This window comes from Kineococcus rugosus (genome assembly GCF_050871975.1).
Lineage (GTDB): Bacteria > Actinomycetota > Actinomycetes > Actinomycetales > Kineococcaceae > Kineococcus.
The window spans coordinates 1-18673 of sequence record NZ_JBJLSJ010000058.1; the positions used below are offsets into that span (position 1 = coordinate 1).

Genomic DNA, 18673 nt, shown 5'->3' on the forward strand with positions numbered 1-18673 from the left:
CCCGGCAGCGGCCTGCCCCCCGGGCCGGCCGCTGCTGCGCGTCCGGCCCCCGGGCGGGCACCCTCGGTAGGGTCCGCGCATGCCGACCCCCTTCCACGTCGTCGTGGCTCCGGACAAGTTCAAGGGCTCCCTGACCGCCGGTGAGGTCGCGACCACCATCGCCGAGGCCTTCGAGGACGGCTTCTGCGACGCCTTCCTCGACACCACCCGCGCCCGGGGCGTCGACACCGAGGGCGCGACGCTCCTGGTCACCACGGTCCTGCCGGTCGCCGACGGGGGTGAGGGGACGGTCGAGGCGGCGCTGCGCTCGGCCGGGTTCAGCGCCCTCACCGCGCTCGTGGCCGGGCCCACGGGCGAGCCGGTGGAGGCGACGTTCGCGGTGCACGGGGACATCGCCGTGGTCGAGATGGCGCAGGCCTCGGGGCTGGACCGGCTCCCCGGCCGCACCCCCGCCCCGCTGACCGCGACGACCCGCGGCACCGGTGAGCTGGTGCGCGCGGCCCTGGACGCCGGGGCCCGCCACGTCGTGCTGGCCGTGGGCGGCAGCGCCTCCACCGACGGCGGCGCCGGGCTGCTGGCGGCCCTCGGCGGCCGGCTGCTGGACGCGGCCGGTCGCGACCTGCCCGACGGCGGCGCGGCCCTGCGGGAGCTGGACCGGGTCGACCTGTCCGGGCTGGACCCCCGGGTCGGGTCGGTGAGCTGGACGCTGGCCGCCGACGTCGACAACCCGCTGCTGGGCGAGCGCGGCGCGGCGGCCGTCTTCGGCCCGCAGAAGGGCGCGAGCGCGGACGACGTCACCGTCCTCGACGCCGCGCTGGCCCGCTTCGCCGACGTGCTGGCCGCCGCGACCGGCCGCGACGCCCGCGACACCCCCGGGGCCGGGGCCGCCGGCGGCGTCGGGCTGGTGGCCCTGGGCCTGCTGGGTGCGACCCGCCGGCCCGGGGTGGAGGTCGTGCTGGAGCTGGCGGGCTGGAGCCACCGCACGCGAACGGCCTCCCTGGTCATCACCGGCGAGGGCAGCTTCGACGAGCAGTCCCTGGGCGGGAAGACCCCGGTGGGCGTGGCCGCGGCCGCGGCCCGCATCCCGGCCCCCGTCGTCGTCCTCAGCGGCCGGCGCACCCTTCCGGAGGAGCGCTGGCGCGCGGCGGGCTTCGCGCAGGCGCGCGCGCTGACCGACGTCGAACCCGACGTGGGCACCTGCGTGCGGGAGGCCCGGCGGCTGCTCGGCGGCCTGGCGCGCGACCTCGGCGCGCAGCACGGGGCCGAGCAGGGGGCGCGCGCGGCGGGCTAGTCGCGCCAGAGCAGCAGCGCGGTGCGGTCGTCGGCCTCCCCCGGCGCGACGTCGTCCACCAGCGCGCCCAGCGCGCCGGCGCGCTGGTCGGGCCGCAGGGCGAGCAGCCGCCGCACCAGCGCCCCGATCCCCTCGCCGAGGTCGACGTCGCGCTGCTCGACGACCCCGTCGGAGTAGACCAGCAGGGCGTCGCCGTGCTCCAGCGTCGTCGCCACGGCGGGGAACTCCGCCTCCGGGACCAGGCCGAGCAGCGGCCCGGCCGCCTCGTCGAGCAACTCGGCCCGCCCCGTGGCGCGGGCGTGGACGGCCGGCGGGTGCCCCGCGGAGGACACCACGGCCTTGCCCGAGGTGAGGTCGACGGCCACGTGGACCGCCGTCGCGAACCCCTCGAACCAGCCCTGGCGCAGGACGTAGCGGTTCGCCGCGGGCAGGAAGTCGTGCGGGGCGAGCGCGCCGAGCAGGCCGCCGAAGGCGCCGGACAGCAGCAGGGCCCGGCCCCCCGCGTCCTGCCCCTTGCCGGAGACGTCGACGAGCGCGACCTCGAGCCGGTCCCCGGTGCGCGAGGCCAGCAGCACGTCGCCGGAGAAGGCGTCGCCGTGGGCGGGGCGCAGCAGCCCCTCGACGTGCCACCCGCCGGGCAGCTGCGGCAGCCGGCCCTGCGCCAGGAGCTGGTCGCGCAGGTCCACGAGCATCGCCTCGCCGAGGTAGCCGGTGAGGCCGAGCTGCTCGCGCCCGCGGGCGAACAGCACGGCCATCGCGGCGGTGACGAGCATGACCAGGACGATCCCCACCGTCAGCGGCGGCCGCGACTCCGGCCGCAGCCAGCCGGACAGGCCGACGGCGGCGGCGGTGGCCGCGGACAGCACCAGCACCGGGCGCAGCCGCAGGACGAGGGCCCCGACCAGCAGGGCGGGCACCAGGGCGGTCAGCGGGACCTGGCTCGTGGACGCCGAGCCCAGCCCGACGGCGAGCACGGCGGCGACGAGCAGGGCCGTCGTGGCCCGCTGCGGCGGCCGGGTGAGGAGGCGCCGCACCGTCGCCCGCTGCGCGGCGCTCAGCCGGCCGGGGCGCCGGTGGCCGGCCGCGGGCGGTCGGCGGGGGGCGGTCCGGGGCATGGGCGGATTCTAGACATCACTGTCGGTCACCAGAAATGACCAGTAGTGACTACGCGACCTCGGACGCCCCCACGCCGACGTCAGGCGGTGGGAGTCTCCTCGTGCCCCGCGGGCAGCGGCGGCAGCTCACCGGTGCGGGCGAACTCGTCGAGCATCTCGATGCGCCGCACGTGCCGCGGGTCGTTCGAGAAGGGCGTCGCGAGGAACGCCTCGGCCAGCGCCGTCGCCTCCTCCAGCGTGTGCATCCGCGCCCCGATGCCCACGCACTGCGCGTCGTTGTGCTCCCGGGCCAGCCGGGCGGTCTCCACCGACCACGCCAGCGCGCAGCGGATGCCCGGCACGAAGTTCGCCGCGATCTGCTCGCCGTTGCCCGACCCGCCGATGACGATGCCCAGGCTGCCCGGCTCGGCGGCCACGGCGTGCGCCGCGCGCAGGATGAACGGCGGGTAGTCGTCGACCTTGTCGTACACGAGGGCGCCGTGGTCGACGACGTCGTGGCCCTGGCCGCGCAGGTGCGCGACGAGGTGCTCCTTCAGTTCGAAACCGGCGTGGTCGGTGCCGATGTGGACGCGCATGGCCCCAGCTTGGCAGCCCCGGGCCGGGCCCGTGCCGCGGGGGCGGGTCGGCGCGGCTCAGTCGAAGACCGGCCCCTGGGTGCGGGTGCGCTTGAGCTCGAAGAAGCCGGGGGTGCCGGCCACCAGCACGCAGCCGTCCCACAGCCGCCCGGCGTCCTCGCCCTTCGGCGCGGGGGTCACGACGGGACCGAAGAACGCGACGTCCCCGAACGCGACGACCGGCGTCCCGACCTCCTCGCCGACCCGGCCGATGCCCTCGGCGTGCGAGGCGCGCAGCTCGGCGTCGTAGGTGTCCCGGTCCGCGTACCCGGCCAGCTCGGCGGGCAGCCCCACCTCCGCCAGGGCCTCGGCGATGATGCCGTCCCAGTCGTCGCGCCCGCCGGGGTGGCGCCGGGTGCCCAGGGCCGTGTAGAGCGGCAGGACCACGTCCTCGCCGTGCAGGACCCGCGCCGCGGTCACCACCCGCACCGGGCCCCAGCCCCGGGAGAGCATCTCGCGGTACTCCTGCGGCAGGTCGGGCTTGTCCTCGTTGAGGACCGACAGGCTCATGACGTGCCAGCGCACGGTGATGTCGCGGACCCGCTCGACCTCCAGGATCCAGCGCGAGGTCATCCAGGCCCACGGGCACAGCGGGTCGAACCAGAAGTCGGCGGTGGTCGCGGCAGGGGTCGCGGCAGGGGTCGCGGCAGGGGTCGCGGCAGGGGTCGCGGCAGGGGTCTCGGTCGTCATGGGCCCATCGTGCTCCTGCGGTCCGACACCCGGGCCGCGGGGCCGGTGTCGGCCCGGCGTGGCAGAGTCTTGGACGACCTGGACCTGCGATGAGAGGACGTGCCGTGCCCGGCGAGAACCTGACCCGCGAGGAAGCCCGCACCCGGGCCGAGCTCGTGCGGGTGGAGCACTACGACGTCGACCTGGACCTGACGACGGGCCCGGAGACGTTCCGCTCCACCACGACGGTGCGGTTCTCCGCGACCGCGGGGGCCTCGACGTTCATCGACCTCATCAGCGCGCAGGTCCACGAGGTCGTCCTCAACGGCACCGCCCTCGACGTGGCGGCCGTGGCCGACGGCGTGCGCATCGCGCTCGACGGCCTGGCCGAGGAGAACGAGCTGCTCGTCGTGGCCGACTGCCGCTACATGAACACCGGCGAGGGGCTGCACCGCTTCGTCGACCCCGTCGACGACGAGGTGTACCTGTACTCCCAGTTCGAGGTCGCCGACTCCCGCCGGGTGTACGCGGTCTTCGAGCAGCCCGACCTCAAGGCCGAGTTCACCTTCACCGTGACCGCGCCGGAGCACTGGCGGGTGATCTCCAACGCGCCCGTGCAGGTCAAGCACCCCGTCGAGGCCGGTCTGCGGTGGACGTTCGAGAAGACGCCGCGGCTGTCCTCCTACGTCACGGCGGTCATCGCCGGGCCCTACGAGGGGTCCGAGGACTCCCTCGTCTCCGCCGACGGCCGGACGATCCCGCTGGGCGTCTACTGCCGCAAGTCCCTCGTCCAGCACCTGGACGCCCACAACGTCGTGCGGGCCACCAAGCAGGGCTTCGAGTTCTTCGAGCGCGAGTTCGACCGCCCCTACCCCTTCGCCAAGTACGACCAGGTGTTCGTCCCCGAGTTCAACGCCGGGGCGATGGAGAACGCCGGCGCGGTGACCTTCGTGGAGAGCTACGTCTTCCGCTCCAAGGTCCCGCAGGCCACGGTCGAGCGGCGCGTCGTCACCGTCCTGCACGAGCTGGCGCACATGTGGTTCGGCGACCTCGTGACCATGCGCTGGTGGAACGACCTGTGGCTCAACGAGTCCTTCGCGGAGTTCGCCTCCACCCTCGCCGCGGCCGAGGCGACGGAGTGGGTGGGGTCGTGGACCACTTTCAACTCCCTGGAGAAGTCCTGGGCGTACCGGCAGGACCAGCTGCCCACGACCCACCCGATCGTCGCGGAGATCAACGACCTCGAGGACGTCGAGGTGAACTTCGACGGCATCACGTACGCCAAGGGCGCCAGCGTCCTCAAGCAGCTCGTGGCCTACGTGGGGCGCGAGGAGTTCCTCGCCGGGGTGCGGGCGTACTTCGCCCGCCACGCCTTCGGCAACACCGAGCTGGTCGACCTGCTGCGCGAGCTGGAGGCGACCTCGGGCCGGGACCTGTCGTCGTGGTCGCGCGAGTGGCTGGAGACCGCCGGCGTGGCGACCCTGCGCCCGGTGCTGGAGACCGACGCCGACGGGACGATCACCGCGGCCCGGCTGCTGCAGGAGGCCCCCGCCGAGCACCCGCACCTGCGGGCGCACCGCCTCGCGATCGGCTGCTACGACCTCGTCGACGGCGGCTTCGAGCGCACCCACCGCGTCGAGCTGGACGCCGCGGGCGCCGACACCGACCTGCCGCAGCTGGTCGGCCGCAAGCGCCCGGACCTGCTGCTGGTCAACGACGACGACCTCGCCTACGCCAAGATCCGGCTCGACGAGGCCTCGCTGACGTCCGCGCTGCAGCACCTGGACGCCTTCCGCGACTCGCTGCCGCGCTCGCTCGTCGCGGCGGCGCTGTGGGACATGACGCGCGACGGGGAGTCCCCCGCCCGCGACTACGTCGACCTGCTGCTGACGACGCTGCTGCCCGGCGACGCCGCGCGGTCGGACTCGACGGTCGCCCTGGTGCTGCTGCGCCAGCTCGCCACGACGGTCGAGCTGTACACCGCCCCGGCGCACCGCGAGCAGGTCCGGGCCAGGACCGCGGCGACCCTGCTGGAGCTGCTGCGCGCGGCGGCCCCCGGCAGCGACACCCAGCTGCAGTTCGCCCGGTCGTTCGCCGCCTCCGCCCGCAGCGAGGAGCACCTGTCGGTCGTCGAGGGCCTGTACGACGGCTCCGGCGCCATCGAGGGCCTGGAGGTGGACACCGACATGCGCTGGGTGCTGCTGACCTCGCTGGTGGCCGGCGGCCGGGCCGGGGCGGAGGCGATCGAGGCCGAGCTGGCCCGCGACGCGACCGCGACCGGGCAGCGCTCGGCGGCCGCGGCGCGCGCCGCGGTGCCCACGGCGGCGGCCAAGCAGCAGGCCTGGGCGGACGTCGTGGACCGCGGCGACCTCCCGAACGCCGTGCAGGCCTCGGTGATCGCCGGGTTCGCCCGCGCGCACGACGAGGCGCTGCTGCGACCGTTCGTCGAGCCGTACTTCGCGGCGCTGCGCACGGTGTGGGCCGAGCGCACCAACGAGATGGCCCAGCAGATCGTCACGGGCCTGTACCCGCTGGACCTGGCCGACGAGGCCCTGCTGGAGCGGACCGACGCGTGGCTGGCGGCGGAGGCGGACGCTCCCCCGGCGCTGCGCCGCCTGGTCCTGGAGAACCGCGACGGGGTGGCGCGGGCGCTGCGCGCGCAGGAGCGCGACGCCTCCTAGCCGTCCTCCCCGCCGCGCAGGGTCCCCGCCGCTCAGACGGCGACGGGCACCTTGCGCGGGCGGCCGGGGCCGCGCTTGGCGGCGACGGCCACGCCGTCGACGAAGAGCTCACCGCCCCAGATCCCGACGGGCTCGCGGCGCTCCAGGGCCCCCGCGAGGCAGGCGGTGCGCACGGGGCACCCCACGCACAGCGCCTTGGCCACGGCGACCTGGTCGGGACGCTCGACGAAGAACAGCTCCGGGGGCACCCGGGTGCAGGGGAGGTTCTCAAGGGTCTCGGGGTCGAACACGGCTCCAGCGTGGTCCGCCGGCCTTGCACCCGGCTCGCGCCCGGCCCGCCGACCCGCTCTCCGCGGGCCGCACCCGGCAGCGTCCCGCAAGCCCGCCGCAAGCGCGCCGCGCGACCGTGGAGGGCATGGCCGACCCCGCGACCCGTGCTGACCCCTGGCTGCCGTCCTGGTTCCGGCACCCCACCCGCCTCGAGCTGCGCTCCGGGCACCACCTGCGGCCGTTGCGCGCCCTGGACCTCGACCTGGACCTGCCCGCCGTGCGGGGGGCGCGCGAGCACCTGTGGTCCTGCTTCGGCGAGGCGTGGGGCTGGCCGCCGGCGGAGCTGGCCGCGGCCGACGACCTCTGCGACCTGCAGCGCCAGGAGCGGGAGATGGCCGAGGGCCTGTCCTTCTCCTACGCCCTCCTCGACGAGGTGGAGAGCGAGCTGCTGGGGTGCGTGTACCTGGACCCGCCCCGCGGCGGCACCCGCGACGCGGACGTGGACGTCACCTGGTGGGTGGTCGACGCCCTGCGCGGCGGGGAGGTCGAGCACCTGCTGACCGCGGCCGTGGTGACCTGGGTGCGCCGGTGCTGGCCGTTCACCCGGCCTCGCTTCGTGGGCCTGGACATCAGCTGGCGGGACTGGGCGCGGTCGGGGGAACCGTGACCGGCCGCACGCGGACCGCGGTGCGCACGGACTCGGCCACCGGCGCCCGGCGCCCGGCGGCCAGCTCCCGCGCGTAGCGCTGCTCCCCCAGCTGCGCGCGCAGGCGGGCCTCGGCCTCGGCTCGGCCCACGCTGTCGCGGAGGTAGTAGTTGTGGACCTCGAAGCCGACGGCCTCGCGCGCCGCGCTCGCCGCCCCCAGCAGGCGCACCAGCGCCGCGTCGTCCCCCTCGCCCCCGTGGTCCTCGTCGTCCTCACCGTCGCCCGTCCGCCCACCGGCGGCGCGCAGCACCACCAGCGCCTCCAGGAAGTAGGCCAGGTTGGCCAGGTCGCCCATCTGCTCGGACAGCTCGATGCCCTCCTGCAGGTGGCGCAGCGCCCGGGCGGGGGCGGGACCGGCCTCGGCCTGCGCGAGGTTGTAGAGGGCGAGGAAGGTGGCCAGCCGGTCGCCGTCGCGGCGGGCCAGCGCCAGCCCCTCCTCGGCCTGGCGGCGGGCCGGGCCGGCCTCCCCGGCGCGCCAGTGCACCGTGCCCAGCCACACCAGGTTCAGCCGCACGATCCACGGCCCGTAGGTGTCCTCGGGCAGGGTCCGGGCCAGCGCGATCGCCCGCCGGTGGGCGTCGGCGGCGGCCGCGAGGTCCCCGGTCACCTGGGCGCAGATGCCCGCGCCGGCGGTGCAGTTCGCCCGCGCCTCGTCGCGCTCGACGGGGTCGACGCCGACGGCGCGCTCGGCGTCGGCACGGGCCCGGGCCCACCCCTCGTCGGCCGCGGCGAAGTCGCCCTGGGCGAAGGCCATCGCGGCCAGCGCGATCCGCGCCCGCACCGGGACCAGCGCGGCGGGGCCCTCCAGCGGGCTGTCGGCGGTGGCGTCCACGGCGGCGCGCGCGCAGCGGCGGCCGACGAGCACGTGCCCGCGCAACCACCAGAACAGCCAGGTCGCCCAGGTCAGGCGGGCGGCGGTGGCGTGCTCCCCCGCGCCCATCGCCCACTCGAAGGCCGCGAGCAGGTTGGCGTGCTCCAGCTCGACGCGCTCCAGCCACTCGACCTGCCCCTCGCCGCGGTAGTGCGGGGCGGCCCGCTCGGCCAGCCGCAGGTGGGCCTCGGCGTGCGCGCGGGAGACCTCGGCGAGCTCGTCCTCCTCGAGCAGGCGGCGGGCGTGCTGCTGCGTGGGCACGAGCATCGCGTAGCGCGGCCGGCCCCGGGAGAAGGTCACGGTCACCAGCGACATCTCCACCAGCGCCTCGAGCTGCTCCAGCACGCCGGGGCCCTCGACGTCCTCCAGCACCGGCAGGGTCCAGCCCCCGGTGAAGACGGACAGCCGGCGGTACAGCCGCCGGGTGGGGGCGTCGAGCAGCCCGTAGCTCCAGTCCAGGGTGGCGCGCATGGTGCGCTGGCGGGCGGGCAGGTCGCGCGGCCCGGAGGTCAGGGCGTGGTCGAGGCGGCGGAGCAGCTCGGCGGGGTCCAGGACGCGGATGCGGGGGGCCGCCAGCTCCAGGGCCAGCGGGATCCCGCCGAGGGCGCGGCAGATGTCGGCGACGACCGCGGCGTTGCGCGCGCTGACGGCGAAGCCGGGCGCGACGGCCCGCGCCCGCTCGGCGAACAGCTGCACGGCCGGGGAGCCCAGGACGTCCTCGCCGGTGGCCGGCAGGCCGAGCGGCTCGACGCGGTGCTCGACCTCCCCGCTGACGCGCAGCGGGGCGCGGGAGGTGACCAGGACGACCAGCCGCGGGCAGCGGCGCACCAGGGCCGCGACGTCCGCGGCGGCGTCCAGCAGGTGCTCCAGGTTGTCCAGCACCAGCAGGGTCCGCGAGTCCGCGACGTGGGCGGCGACGGCGTCGAGCGCGCCCGCCCCCGCCTCGTCGGGCAGCCCCAGCGCCCGCACGACGGCGGGCAGCACGGCCCGGGCGTCGTCGAGGGTGGCCAGCGGCACGAGGACCGTGCCGCCCTCGAAGCGCTCGGCGGCGGCTTCGGCGGCGGCGGCGGCCAGCCGGGTCTTGCCCACGCCCCCGGTGCCGGTGAGCGTCACCAGCCGCGCCCGCCCGAGCAGCTCGAGCAGCCGCTGCAGGTCCTCCGCGCGCCCGAGCAGCTCGGTCGTGGCCAGCGGCAGCGCGCTCGTGGAGGTGCGCACCGGGGTGCGGGCGGTGACGGGGGCGGTGACGGGGGCGGTGACGTCCCCGGCCCCCGGCGATGACGACGGCGACGACAGCGGGGACGGGGGGTCGGCCGCCGGGACGACGGGGGCCTCCAGCGCGGGGTCCTGGCGGAGCACGGCCTCGTGCAGCCGGCGCAGCTGCGGGCCGGGGTCGATGCCCAGCTCGTCGGCGAGCAGCCGCCGGCCGTCCTCGAAGGCCTGCAGGGCGTCGGCCTGGCGCCCGCAGCGGTAGAGCGCGAGCACGAGCGCGGCGCGCAGCTCCTCGCGCAGCGGGTGGGCCAGCACCAGCTCCTCGAGGTCGGGGACGACCTCCCGGTGCCGGCCGAGCACGAGGTCCAGGCGGGCGGCCAGCTCCAGGCCCTCCAGCCGCAGGTTCTCCAGGCGGCGGGCCTCCTGGCGGGCGAAGCCGGCCTCGACGTCGGCGTAGGCCGGGCCGCGCCACAGCGCCAGCGCGTCGGCGACGTCGGCGCGCGCCCCGCCCGGGTCGGTGTCGGCGGCGGCCAGCGCGCGGCGCAGCAGCTGCTCGAAACGGGCGGCGTCCAGGGCCTCCGGCGCCAGGGCGAGCCGGTACCCGGGGGCGCGGGTGACCAGCACCTGCCAGGGGCCGGTGCCGGGTTCGAGCAGCCGGCGCAGCCGGGACACGGAGCTGTGCAGGGTGGAGGTGGCCGGCCGGATCCCCGCCTCGTCCCAGACCCGCTCGGCGAGCACGGAGGCGGGGACGACGTGCCCGGCGTCGACCACGAGCGCGGCCAGCACGGTGCGCAGCGTGGGCGGCAGCACGGACGCCTGCGTGGATGAACCGACCTCGAGGGCGCCGAGCACCCGCACCGCGACCCCGGAGCGCACGGGCACACCGTAGCGACCCGGCCGCGCGTGCGGGGCGGGTCGGCGGAGAGGGGCTCGCAAGCCCGCCGCAAGGCGCACCTGCCACGGTGGTCCTGCCCGAGGGGGAGCGCCGGGGCCCGTTCCGGGGGGAGCGGGTCCCGGCCCGGGCGGAGCCGGTCGGGACGGAGCCGGTCGGGACGGTGCCGGGGGGGACCGTCCCGGCCGCGTCAGTCGCCCTCGGCGAGCGCCTCCTGGACGGCCCGGGCCAGCGACCGGGCCCGGGCGTGGCCGGGGAGGTCGTCGATCAGGACGACCTCGCCGTCGGGTCCGGTCAGCGGCATCCGCCAGTTCGGGTACTCGTCGGAGGTGCCCGGCTGGTTCTGGGTGCGGCGGTCGCCCACGGCGTCGACGAGGGAGACCCCGACCATGAGCGAGGGCGACAGCGCGAGGTAGCGGTGCAGGGCCTCGACGGTGCTCTGCTCGTCGGCCCCGGGGGTCAGCAGCCCGCGGTCGCGGACGAGGCCGAGGATGCGCTCCTGCTCGGCGGCGTCGGCCGCGCGCTCCTCCTCGGCGGGGCGGGTCAGCAGACCGAGCCGGTCGCGCAGCGCGACGTGCTCCTGGGCCAGGTAGCCGGCGGTGGGGGGCAGGTCGTGGACGGTGACGCTGGCCAGGGCGAGCTCGCGGAAGTCCTCCGGCGCCTTGGGCTCCTTGCCGTCGTACTCGAACCACAGGACGGCGCTGCCGAGGATGCCGCGGTCGGCGAGGTAGTCGCGCACCCACGGCTCGACGGTGCCGAGGTCCTCGCCGACGAGGACGGCACCGGCGCGGTGGGCCTCCAGCGCGAGGATGCCGATGAGCGCCTCGTGGTCGTACTTGACGTAGGTGCCGGCCGAGGGCTCGGCGCCCTGCGGGATCCACCACAGCCGGAACAGGCCGATGACGTGGTCGATGCGCAGGCCGCCGGCGTGTCGCAGGATGGTGCGGACCATGTCGCGGAAGGGCGCGTAGGCGACCTCGGCGAGCTGGTCGGGCCGCCACGGCGGCTGGCTCCAGTCCTGCCCCTGCTGGTTGAAGGCGTCCGGCGGGGCCCCGACGGTCACGCCGTGGGCCAGCGCCGGTCCCAGGGACCAGACGTCGGCGCCGTCGGGGTGGACGCCGACGGCGAGGTCGTGGACGATCCCGGGCCCGGTGCCGGGGGCGGTGGCCGCCTCCTGGGCGGTGCGCAGCTGCTCGTCGCACTGCCACTGCAGCCAGCGGTGGAACTCGACCCGGTCGGCGAGCTCGTCGGCCAGGCCGGACTCGCGGGCCGCCTGCGGCGAGGCGGCCTCGGCGGGCCAGTCGGCGGCGGGCAGCCCGAACCGCTCGGCCAGGGCGCACCAGGTGGCGAACCCGGACAGCCCGGGTTCCTCCGAGGCGACGTAGCGGCGGAACGCGGCCTCGCGGGCGGGGGTGCGGCCGTGGGCGAAGACGACCTCCAGGGCCTGCTTCTTCGCCGCCCACGCGGCGTCGCGGTCGATCTCGCCGCTGTCGTGGACGGACGGCCGGACGCGCCCGGCGAGCCGCTCGACCAGCGCCCGGTCCTGCGGGGACAGGTAGGCGACCTCGTGGACGTCCTCGACGCGCAGGTACAGCGGGTTGACGAACCGGCGGGTGGTGGGCAGGTACGGCGAGGCCTCCATGGGCGGGACCGGCTGCGCCGCGGCGAGCGGGTTGACCAGGAGCCACCCGGCGCCCTGGTCGGCGGCGACGGCCGCCAGCTCGGCCAGGTCGGCGAGGTCGCCCACGCCCCAGGAGCGGGAGGAGCGCACCGAGTACAGCTGCGCCTGGTAGCCCCAGCTGCGGCCGGACTGCAGGGTGGGGGGCAGCTCCAGGACGTCGGGGGTGACGACGACGGGGCACTCGGCCTGCCCGGTGGGGGTCAGCGCCTTCAGGACGTGCCAGCCCAGGGGCAGGTCGTCGGGCAGCTCGAAGGTGGCCCGGCCGGTGAGGCGCCCGTCGACGCGGACGGGGTCGATCCAGCGGTCGAGCTGGCGCAGCGGCGCCCAGCCCTCCCCGCCCTCCAGCTCCACGACGACGTCGACGGGGTCGCCGTGCGGGACGTGCACGGGCACCGGCTGCGAGCGGCCCTCGCGGGCGACGACGACGGGCGGCAGCACCCGCCGCCAGGGGCGCTGCTTCACCTCCTGCAGCGCGTCGCGGACGCGCTCGCGGGAGGTGACGTCCAGCCCCATCGCGGTCAGCACGGCCGTGATCGTCGAGGCGGGGACGGTCGTCTCGCGCCCCTGCCAGTCGTGGAAGGTGGTGGAGACCCCGCAGGCGGTCGCGAGGTCGGTGAGGTCGGAACCCAGGTCGGCGCCCGGCACGTCGGTGGCCACCCGTCGACTCTGCCAGAGGTGCTGCGCGGCGGCGCGCCCGAGGCGGCGGCGGGCGCGGCGGCGGGTGCGCGCGGTTCGACGGGCACCGGGGGGCTCGACCTAGGGTGGTCGCCCATGGGCACCCCCACCTCCGCGTCCCCGGGTCCGCAGCTCGCCCCCCGGGTCGACGTCGTCGACGACCTGCACGGCGTGGCCGTCGCCGACCCGTACCGCTGGCTGGAGGACGCCGACGACGAGCGGACGGTGGCGTGGTCGCGGGCCCAGGACGAGGCGTGGCAGCGGTGGGCGGCGGCGCTGCCGGGCCGGGACCGGCTGGAGCGGCGGGTGCGGGAGCTGATGGCGACCGGCTCGGTCGGTGCGCCGGTGCACCGCGGGGAGCGGGTGTTCCGCACCCGCCGCGAGCCCGACGCCGAGCACGGCGTCCTGCTCGTCACCGACCCCGGGTCGGCGGCGCGCGTCCTGGTGGACCCGGTGGCGCTGGACCCCTCCGGCACGACGACGCTGGACGCCTGGCGCCCCGACGTCGAGGGCGACCTCGTCGCGTACCAGCTGTCCGAGGGCGGCAGCGAGGAGAGCGTGCTGCGGGTGCTGGACGCCACGACCGGTGAGGTGGTGGACGGCCCGATCGACCGGGCCCGCTACTCCCCCGTGGCCTGGCTGCCCCGCGACGGCGACCGGCGGGCCTTCTACTACGTGCGCCGGCTGCCGCCGGGGCAGCTGCCGGAGCAGGAGCGGCAGTACCACCGGCGGGTGTACCTGCACGTGGTGGGGACGGACCCGGCGGACGACGTCGAGGTGTTCGGCGCGGGCCGGTCGATGACGAACTACTACGGCGTGTGGACCTCCCGGGACGGGCGCTGGCTGGTGGTGACGGCCTCCGACGGGACGGCGCCGCGCAACGACGCGTGGATCGCCGACCTGTCCGGGGGCGACCCGGCGAGCCCGTCGTTCCGGACGGTCGTGGAGGGGCGGGACGCGAACACCAGCGCGTGGGTGGGCCGCGACGGGCGGCTGTACGTGTTCACCGACCTGGACGCCCCGCGCGGCCGGCTGGCCGTCGCCGACCCGGGCGCCCCGGGGCCGGAGCACTGGACGGACCTGGTCGCGCAGTCCGACGCGCTGCTGGACGACGTCGCGGTGCTGGACGGCGCCGAGCTGGAGCGGCCGCTGCTGGTGGTCGGCTGGACCGAGCACGCGGTGAGCTCGGTGACGGTCCACGACCTGGTGACCGGGGCGCGCCTGGAGGGTGCCGCGGGCCGGGTGGAGCTGCCGGGGACGGGGTCGATCGGCGGGCTGCTGGGCCGTCCCGAGGGCGGGCACGAGCTGTGGTTCGGGTACACCGACACCACGACGCCCTCGCACGTGTGGCGCTATGACGCCCGCACCGGCGCGCTGGCCGTGGAGGCCGCGCCGCCGGGCGCGGTGGACGTGCCGCCGGTGGTGAGCGCGCTGCTGGAGTACCCGAGCGCGGACGGCACGACGGTCCGGCTGCAGGTGACCGCGCGCGCGGACCTGCTGGGCGCCGACGGCGTCCCGCGGCGGCCGGCCCCGACGATCCTCTACGGCTACGGCGGGTTCGGGATCAGCCTGTCCCCGCACTACGCGCCCGACGCCCTGGCCTGGGTGGAGGCCGGCGGGGTGTACGCGGTGGCGAACCTGCGCGGCGGCGGGGAGGAGGGCGAGGACTGGCACCGGGCGGGGATGCGCGGGAGCAAGCAGAACGTCTTCGACGACTTCCACGCCGCGGCGCGCTTCCTCGTGGCGCGCGGTTTCACCACCCCGGGGCAGCTGTGCGCGCACGGCGGCTCCAACGGCGGGCTGCTCGTGGGGGCGGCGCTGACGCAGGAACCGGCGCTGTTCGCCGGGATCGTCTGCTCGGCGCCGCTGCTGGACATGGTGCGCTACGAGCGGCACGGCCTGGGCGCGACGTGGAGCGAGGAGTACGGCAGCGCCGCGGTCGCCGAGGAGTTCGGCTGGCTGCACGCCTACTCCCCCTACCACCGGACGGTGGAGGGCACGGCGTACCCGTCGGTGCTGTTCACGGTGTTCGACGGCGACAGCCGGGTCGACCCGCTGCACGCGCGCAAGCTGTGCGCCGCGCTGCAGCACGCGACGAGCTCGGACCCGGCCGTGCGGCCGGTGCTGCTGCGGCGCGAGAAGGACGTCGGGCACGGGGCCCGGTCGGTGTCCCGCAGCGCGGGGCTGGTCCGCGACACCCTGGCCTTCGCCGCGCGGGCCACCGGCCTGCCCCTGGACGACTGAGACCGGACGATCGAGAAGGAGCTGCACACCCTCGTGCTGGACGACATCACGCAAGCCCTGTCGGCGGTCACCGCCGACGACGCCACCGCCGGCGCCCAGGACGTCGTGACGTTCCTGCTGGACAAGCCCCTGAAGATCGTCGTGATCCTGCTGGTCTGCTGGATCGCGCGGTTCCTGGTGATGCGGCTCATCGGCCGCGTCGCGGCGGGCATCGCGACGGGGGCCGGCAAGCTCGGCGGCGGGCGCCGCAACGGCCTGCTGGAGTCCTCCCCGCTGCTGTCCGAGCGGCGCCAGCAGCGGGCCGAGACGCTCGCCTCGGTCCTGAAGAGCACCGCGACGTTCGTGCTGGGGGTCCTGGCGATCCTCATGGTGCTGGACACCGTGGGCATCGCGATCGCCCCGTTCCTGGCCTCGGCGGGGATCGCGGGGGTGGCGCTGGGCTTCGGGGCGCAGGCGCTGGTGAAGGACTTCCTGTCCGGGGTCTTCATGCTGGCCGAGGACCAGTACGGCGTGGGCGACTCCGTCGACCTCGGCGACGCGTCGGGGACGGTCGAGGCGGTGGGCCTGCGGGTGACGCGGCTGCGCGACGTGAAGGGCACCGTCTGGTACGTCCGCAACGGCGAGATCCTGCGGGTGGGCAACCAGAGCCAGGGCTGGGCGCGGGCGGTCGTGGACATCTCCGTGGCCTACGGGCAGGACCTGACCCGCGCCCAGCAGGTGATGCAGCGCGTCGCGGACGACCTGGTGGCCGAGGAGGCGTGGCAGCCGCTGGTGCTGGACGCCCCGGAGGTGTGGGGCGTGGAGCAGATGACGGTCGACGGGATCGTGCTGCGGCTGGTCGTGAAGACCGCGCCGCTGCAGCAGTGGGCGGTGCAGCGGGAGCTGAAGCGGCGCATCACGGCGGTGTTCGACGCCGAGGGCATCGACTTCCCCCCGGCGCAGCGCACGGTGTTCCTGCCGCACGAGGACCCGCGCGGCGAGCGGCGCGACGACGTCCCCCGGCAGGTCCACCCGCTGCCGGACCCGGCGAAGGCGGTGACCCCGCAGCCGCCGCCGCCCAGCGAGGCGGACGTGGCCGCCGAGGCCGCCGCGGCGGCCGACCCGGCGCGCACCCACCGGGGGTTGTGAACCCCCTCAGCGCGTCGCGGCCGCGGGGGCCGGGGCGGGGACGTGGTGCACCCCGATCCGGCGGCGGAACACCCAGTACGTCCAGCCCTGGTGGAGCAGGACCAGCGGGGTGAGGACCGCGGCGACCCACGTCATGACCACCAGGGTGTAGTGGCTGGAGGCGGCGTTCTGCACGGTCAGGCTGTTCAGCGGCGACGTGCTGGAGGGCATGACGTCGGGGAACAGGCTGCCGAAGACCAGCACGACGACGGCGACGATCGCGACGGCCGTGGCGGCGAACGCGGTGCCCTCGCGGCGGCGGCGGCCGGCCAGGACCGCGACGACGAGGGAACCGGCGGCCGGCGCCACCGCACCCCACGTCCACGTCGCCCCGTACCGGACCTGGGTGAGCACCGCCCAGGTGCCGGCGACGACGAGCGCCACCGGCGCGAGCACCCCCGCGGCGCGGGCGGCGCGCTCGCGCACCTCCCCCAGCGTCCGCAGCGCCAGGAAAGCCGCCCCGTGGGCCAGGAACACCGTGAGCAGGGCGAGCCCGCCGAGCAGGGCGTACGGGTTCAGCAGCGTCAGCAGGGTCCCGGTGAACCGGTGGTCGGCGTCCATCGGGACGCCGCGGACGAGGTTGGCGAACGCGACGCCCCACAGCAGCGACGGGACCCAGGACCCGACGGCGATGCACCGGTCCCAGCGGGCGCGCCAGCGCACGTCGTCGACCTTCCCGCGGAACTCGAACGCGACGGCGCGCAGGACGAGCGCGACGAGCACGAGCAGCAGGGCGAGGTGGAACCCGGAGAACATCGAGGCGTACCACTCCGGGAACGCGGCGAAGGTCGCGCCGCCGGCGACGAGCAGCCACACCTCGTTGCCGTCCCAGACGGGGCCGATGGTGGCCAGCAGGGTGCGCCGCTCGGTGTCGTCGCGCGACAGCGGGGCCAGCAGCATCCCGACGCCGAAGTCGAAACCCTCCAGCACGAGGTACCCGGTCCACAGGACCGCGATGAGGACGAACCAGACGGTCGTGAGGTCCACTTCCAGCTCCTGCTCAGTACGTGAAGACGAGGGGTGCGTCGTCGTCGGTGGACGGGCCGATCGTGGTGGGGTCCACCTCGGTCAGCGGGGCCCGCACCGCGCGGCGGGCGAGCCGGAACCACACGACGGCCAGGACGCCGTACAGCGCGGTGAAGACCGTCAGGGACAGCGCGACGGTCTCCCAGCCGACCGGTGAGACCCCGTCGCGGGTGAGCATCCGCACGGCGTCCAGGCCGGTCGGGTTGGGCGCCACGACCCAGGGCTGACGGCCCAGCTCGGTGAAGATCCAGCCGGAGGAGTTCGCCAGGAACGGCGCGGGGATCGTCAGCAGCGCCAGCCGGGCGCCCCGGGGCGAGGACGGGACCCGCCCGCCGCGCGTGGCCCACAGGCCGGCGACGGCCAGCAGCGCGCTGAACGCGCCGAACCCGATCATCAGCCGGAACGACCAGTAGGTGACGGGCAGGACCGGGACGTAGTCGGCCTCGCCGTAGCGCTGCGTGTACCGCTCCTGCAGCTCGGCGACGCCGTCGAGGTGCCCGGAGAAGGAGTTCGTGGCGAGGAAGGAGGTCAGGCCGGGGATCGTCAGCTGCTTCACGTCGCAGGAACCGCTCACGTCCCCGACGGCGAGGACGCTGAACCCGGCCCCCTCCTCGCTGTGGCACAGGGCCTCGGCGGCGGCCATCTTCATGGGCTGCTGGACGAACATCAACCGGGCCTGGGCGTCGCCGGAGACGGCGACCCCGATCCCGGAGACCAGCAGGACGACCAGGGCGGCGCGCGCGGCGGACCGGAAGGCGGTCGCGTCCCGGTCGTCCCCGGCGCGGCGCGCGCGGGCCGCGGACCACAGGCCGATGGCGGCCACGGCCGTGGCGGCCAGCACGAGGGCGCCGGTGATGACGTGCGGGAACGCGGCCAGGGTCGTGGAGTTCGTCAGCAGCGCGACGATGTCGGTGAGCTCGGCGCGGCCCTTCTCCTCGTTGAACGCCGTGCCCACGGGGTGCTGCATGAAGGAGTTCGCGGCGAGGATGAAGTAGGCGGACGCGGTCGTGCCCAGCACGACCGTCCACAGGCACAGCAGGTGCACCAGGCGCGGCAGCCGGTCCCACCCGAAGATCCACAGCCCGAGGAACGTGGACTCGACGAAGAACGCCGCCATGCCCTCGATCGCCAGCGGCGCCCCGAACACGTCCCCGACGAACCGGGAGTACTCGCTCCAGTTCATCCCGAACTGGAACTCCTGGACGATCCCGGTGACGACGCCCACGGTGAACGTGATGAGGAACAGCTTGCCGAAGTGCTTGGTGAGCCGCAGCCACTTCTCGTCGCCGGTGCGGAACCAGGCGGTCTGGAACCCCGCGACGATCGGCGCGAGGCCGATCGTCAGCGGGACGAAGAAGAAGTGGTAGACGGTGAGGGTCCCGAACTGCAGCCGGGCGAAGGAGAGGGCGTCCACGCCCTCAGGGTGGCGTTGCCGCGCAGCGGTTCCCAGAGGACTTGGGCCCGGGCCGAAGGTCCCGGCCCGGGGGGCGGGGGGGGGGGCGGGGGGGGGGGGGGGGGGGGGGGGGCGGGGGGGCGGGGGGGGGGGCGGGGCGGGGGGTGGT

At 76.1% G+C, this 18673-nt stretch carries 13 protein-coding genes; 5 read left to right on the forward strand and 8 right to left on the reverse strand.

Going from position 1 to position 18673, the window contains the following annotated elements; all coding sequences use genetic code 11:
* Positions 1–79 precede the first annotated feature (79 nt).
* Positions 80–1291: a glycerate kinase gene (locus tag ACRYM6_RS22035; RefSeq protein WP_432545029.1), complete on the forward strand. Its 1212-nt coding sequence runs from the start codon at positions 80–82 to the stop codon at positions 1289–1291.
* Here ACRYM6_RS22035 and ACRYM6_RS22040 read toward each other — a convergent pair.
* From ACRYM6_RS22040 to ACRYM6_RS22050, 3 genes are all read right to left on the reverse strand, one after another.
* Positions 1288–2406, reverse strand: a complete 1119-nt coding sequence (locus ACRYM6_RS22040; protein ID WP_432545030.1) for a PP2C family protein-serine/threonine phosphatase — start codon at positions 2404–2406, stop codon at positions 1288–1290. The two genes, ACRYM6_RS22035 and ACRYM6_RS22040, sit on opposite strands and share 4 nt — an antisense overlap.
* An 80-nt stretch (positions 2407–2486) precedes the next feature.
* Complete coding sequence (locus ACRYM6_RS22045) at positions 2487–2981, reverse strand: ribose-5-phosphate isomerase (protein ID WP_432545031.1); 495 nt, start codon at positions 2979–2981, stop codon at positions 2487–2489.
* Positions 2982–3038: 57 nt separating this feature from the next.
* Positions 3039–3710, reverse strand: coding sequence for a mycothiol-dependent nitroreductase Rv2466c family protein (locus ACRYM6_RS22050; protein WP_432545032.1), 672 nt, complete (start codon positions 3708–3710; stop codon positions 3039–3041).
* Between the two features lie 104 nt (positions 3711–3814).
* Between ACRYM6_RS22050 and pepN the strand changes: the two genes are divergently transcribed.
* The gene (gene pepN / locus ACRYM6_RS22055; RefSeq protein WP_432545033.1) at positions 3815–6370 is read left to right on the forward strand and encodes an aminopeptidase N; all 2556 of its coding nucleotides are present in this window, start codon (positions 3815–3817) and stop codon (positions 6368–6370) included.
* Between the two features lie 32 nt (positions 6371–6402).
* Here pepN and ACRYM6_RS22060 read toward each other — a convergent pair whose 3' ends face one another.
* Complete coding sequence (locus ACRYM6_RS22060; protein WP_041292162.1) at positions 6403–6660, reverse strand: WhiB family transcriptional regulator; 258 nt, start codon at positions 6658–6660, stop codon at positions 6403–6405.
* A gap of 125 nt (positions 6661–6785) precedes the next feature.
* Here ACRYM6_RS22060 and ACRYM6_RS22065 point away from each other — a divergent pair, with 125 nt between their 5' ends.
* Entirely contained in the window at positions 6786–7307 is a 522-nt protein-coding gene (locus ACRYM6_RS22065; RefSeq protein WP_432545034.1) for an N-acetyltransferase, read from the forward strand.
* Here ACRYM6_RS22065 and ACRYM6_RS22070 read toward each other — a convergent pair.
* Positions 7270–10302 carry an AfsR/SARP family transcriptional regulator gene (locus ACRYM6_RS22070; protein ID WP_432545035.1) on the reverse strand — a complete coding sequence of 1011 codons (3033 nt, stop codon included), beginning with the start codon at positions 10300–10302 and terminating at the stop codon, positions 7270–7272. The genes ACRYM6_RS22065 and ACRYM6_RS22070 overlap by 38 nt on opposite strands.
* A 206-nt stretch (positions 10303–10508) precedes the next feature.
* Positions 10509–12656, reverse strand: coding sequence for a 4-alpha-glucanotransferase (malQ, locus tag ACRYM6_RS22075; protein ID WP_432545036.1), 2148 nt, complete (start codon positions 12654–12656; stop codon positions 10509–10511).
* 114 nt (positions 12657–12770) lie between these two features.
* Between malQ and ACRYM6_RS22080 the strand changes: the two genes are divergently transcribed.
* Together ACRYM6_RS22080 and ACRYM6_RS22085 are read left to right on the forward strand one after the other, a co-directional pair.
* A complete protein-coding gene (locus ACRYM6_RS22080) occupies positions 12771–14918 on the forward strand; it encodes a prolyl oligopeptidase family serine peptidase (protein WP_432545037.1) in 2148 nt (715 codons plus the stop codon).
* Between the two features lie 33 nt (positions 14919–14951).
* Entirely contained in the window at positions 14952–16046 is a 1095-nt protein-coding gene (locus tag ACRYM6_RS22085) for a mechanosensitive ion channel family protein (RefSeq protein ID WP_432545038.1), read from the forward strand.
* Between the two features lie 6 nt (positions 16047–16052).
* Here ACRYM6_RS22085 and cydB read toward each other — a convergent pair whose 3' ends face one another.
* Both cydB and ACRYM6_RS22095 read right to left on the reverse strand, forming a co-directional pair.
* Positions 16053–17072 (reverse strand): cytochrome d ubiquinol oxidase subunit II, encoded by a 1020-nt coding sequence (gene cydB, locus ACRYM6_RS22090; RefSeq protein WP_432545039.1) that lies wholly within the window; start codon positions 17070–17072, stop codon positions 16053–16055.
* Positions 17073–17085: 13 nt separating this feature from the next.
* Positions 17086–18525 (reverse strand): cytochrome ubiquinol oxidase subunit I, encoded by a 1440-nt coding sequence (locus tag ACRYM6_RS22095; RefSeq protein ID WP_432545040.1) that lies wholly within the window; start codon positions 18523–18525, stop codon positions 17086–17088.
* Positions 18526–18673 lie beyond the last annotated feature (148 nt).

Coding starts and splice junctions, on each gene's coding strand:
- ACRYM6_RS22035 (WP_432545029.1), top strand. CDS start 80: ATGCCGACCCCCTTCCACGTCGTCGTGGCTCCGGACAAGTTCAAGGGC.
- ACRYM6_RS22040 (WP_432545030.1), bottom strand. CDS start 2,406: ATGCCCCGGACCGCCCCCCGCCGACCGCCCGCGGCCGGCCACCGGCGC.
- ACRYM6_RS22045 (WP_432545031.1), bottom strand. CDS start 2,981: ATGCGCGTCCACATCGGCACCGACCACGCCGGTTTCGAACTGAAGGAG.
- ACRYM6_RS22050 (WP_432545032.1), bottom strand. CDS start 3,710: ATGACGACCGAGACCCCTGCCGCGACCCCTGCCGCGACCCCTGCCGCG.
- ACRYM6_RS22065 (WP_432545034.1), top strand. CDS start 6,786: ATGGCCGACCCCGCGACCCGTGCTGACCCCTGGCTGCCGTCCTGGTTC.
- ACRYM6_RS22080 (WP_432545037.1), top strand. CDS start 12,771: ATGGGCACCCCCACCTCCGCGTCCCCGGGTCCGCAGCTCGCCCCCCGG.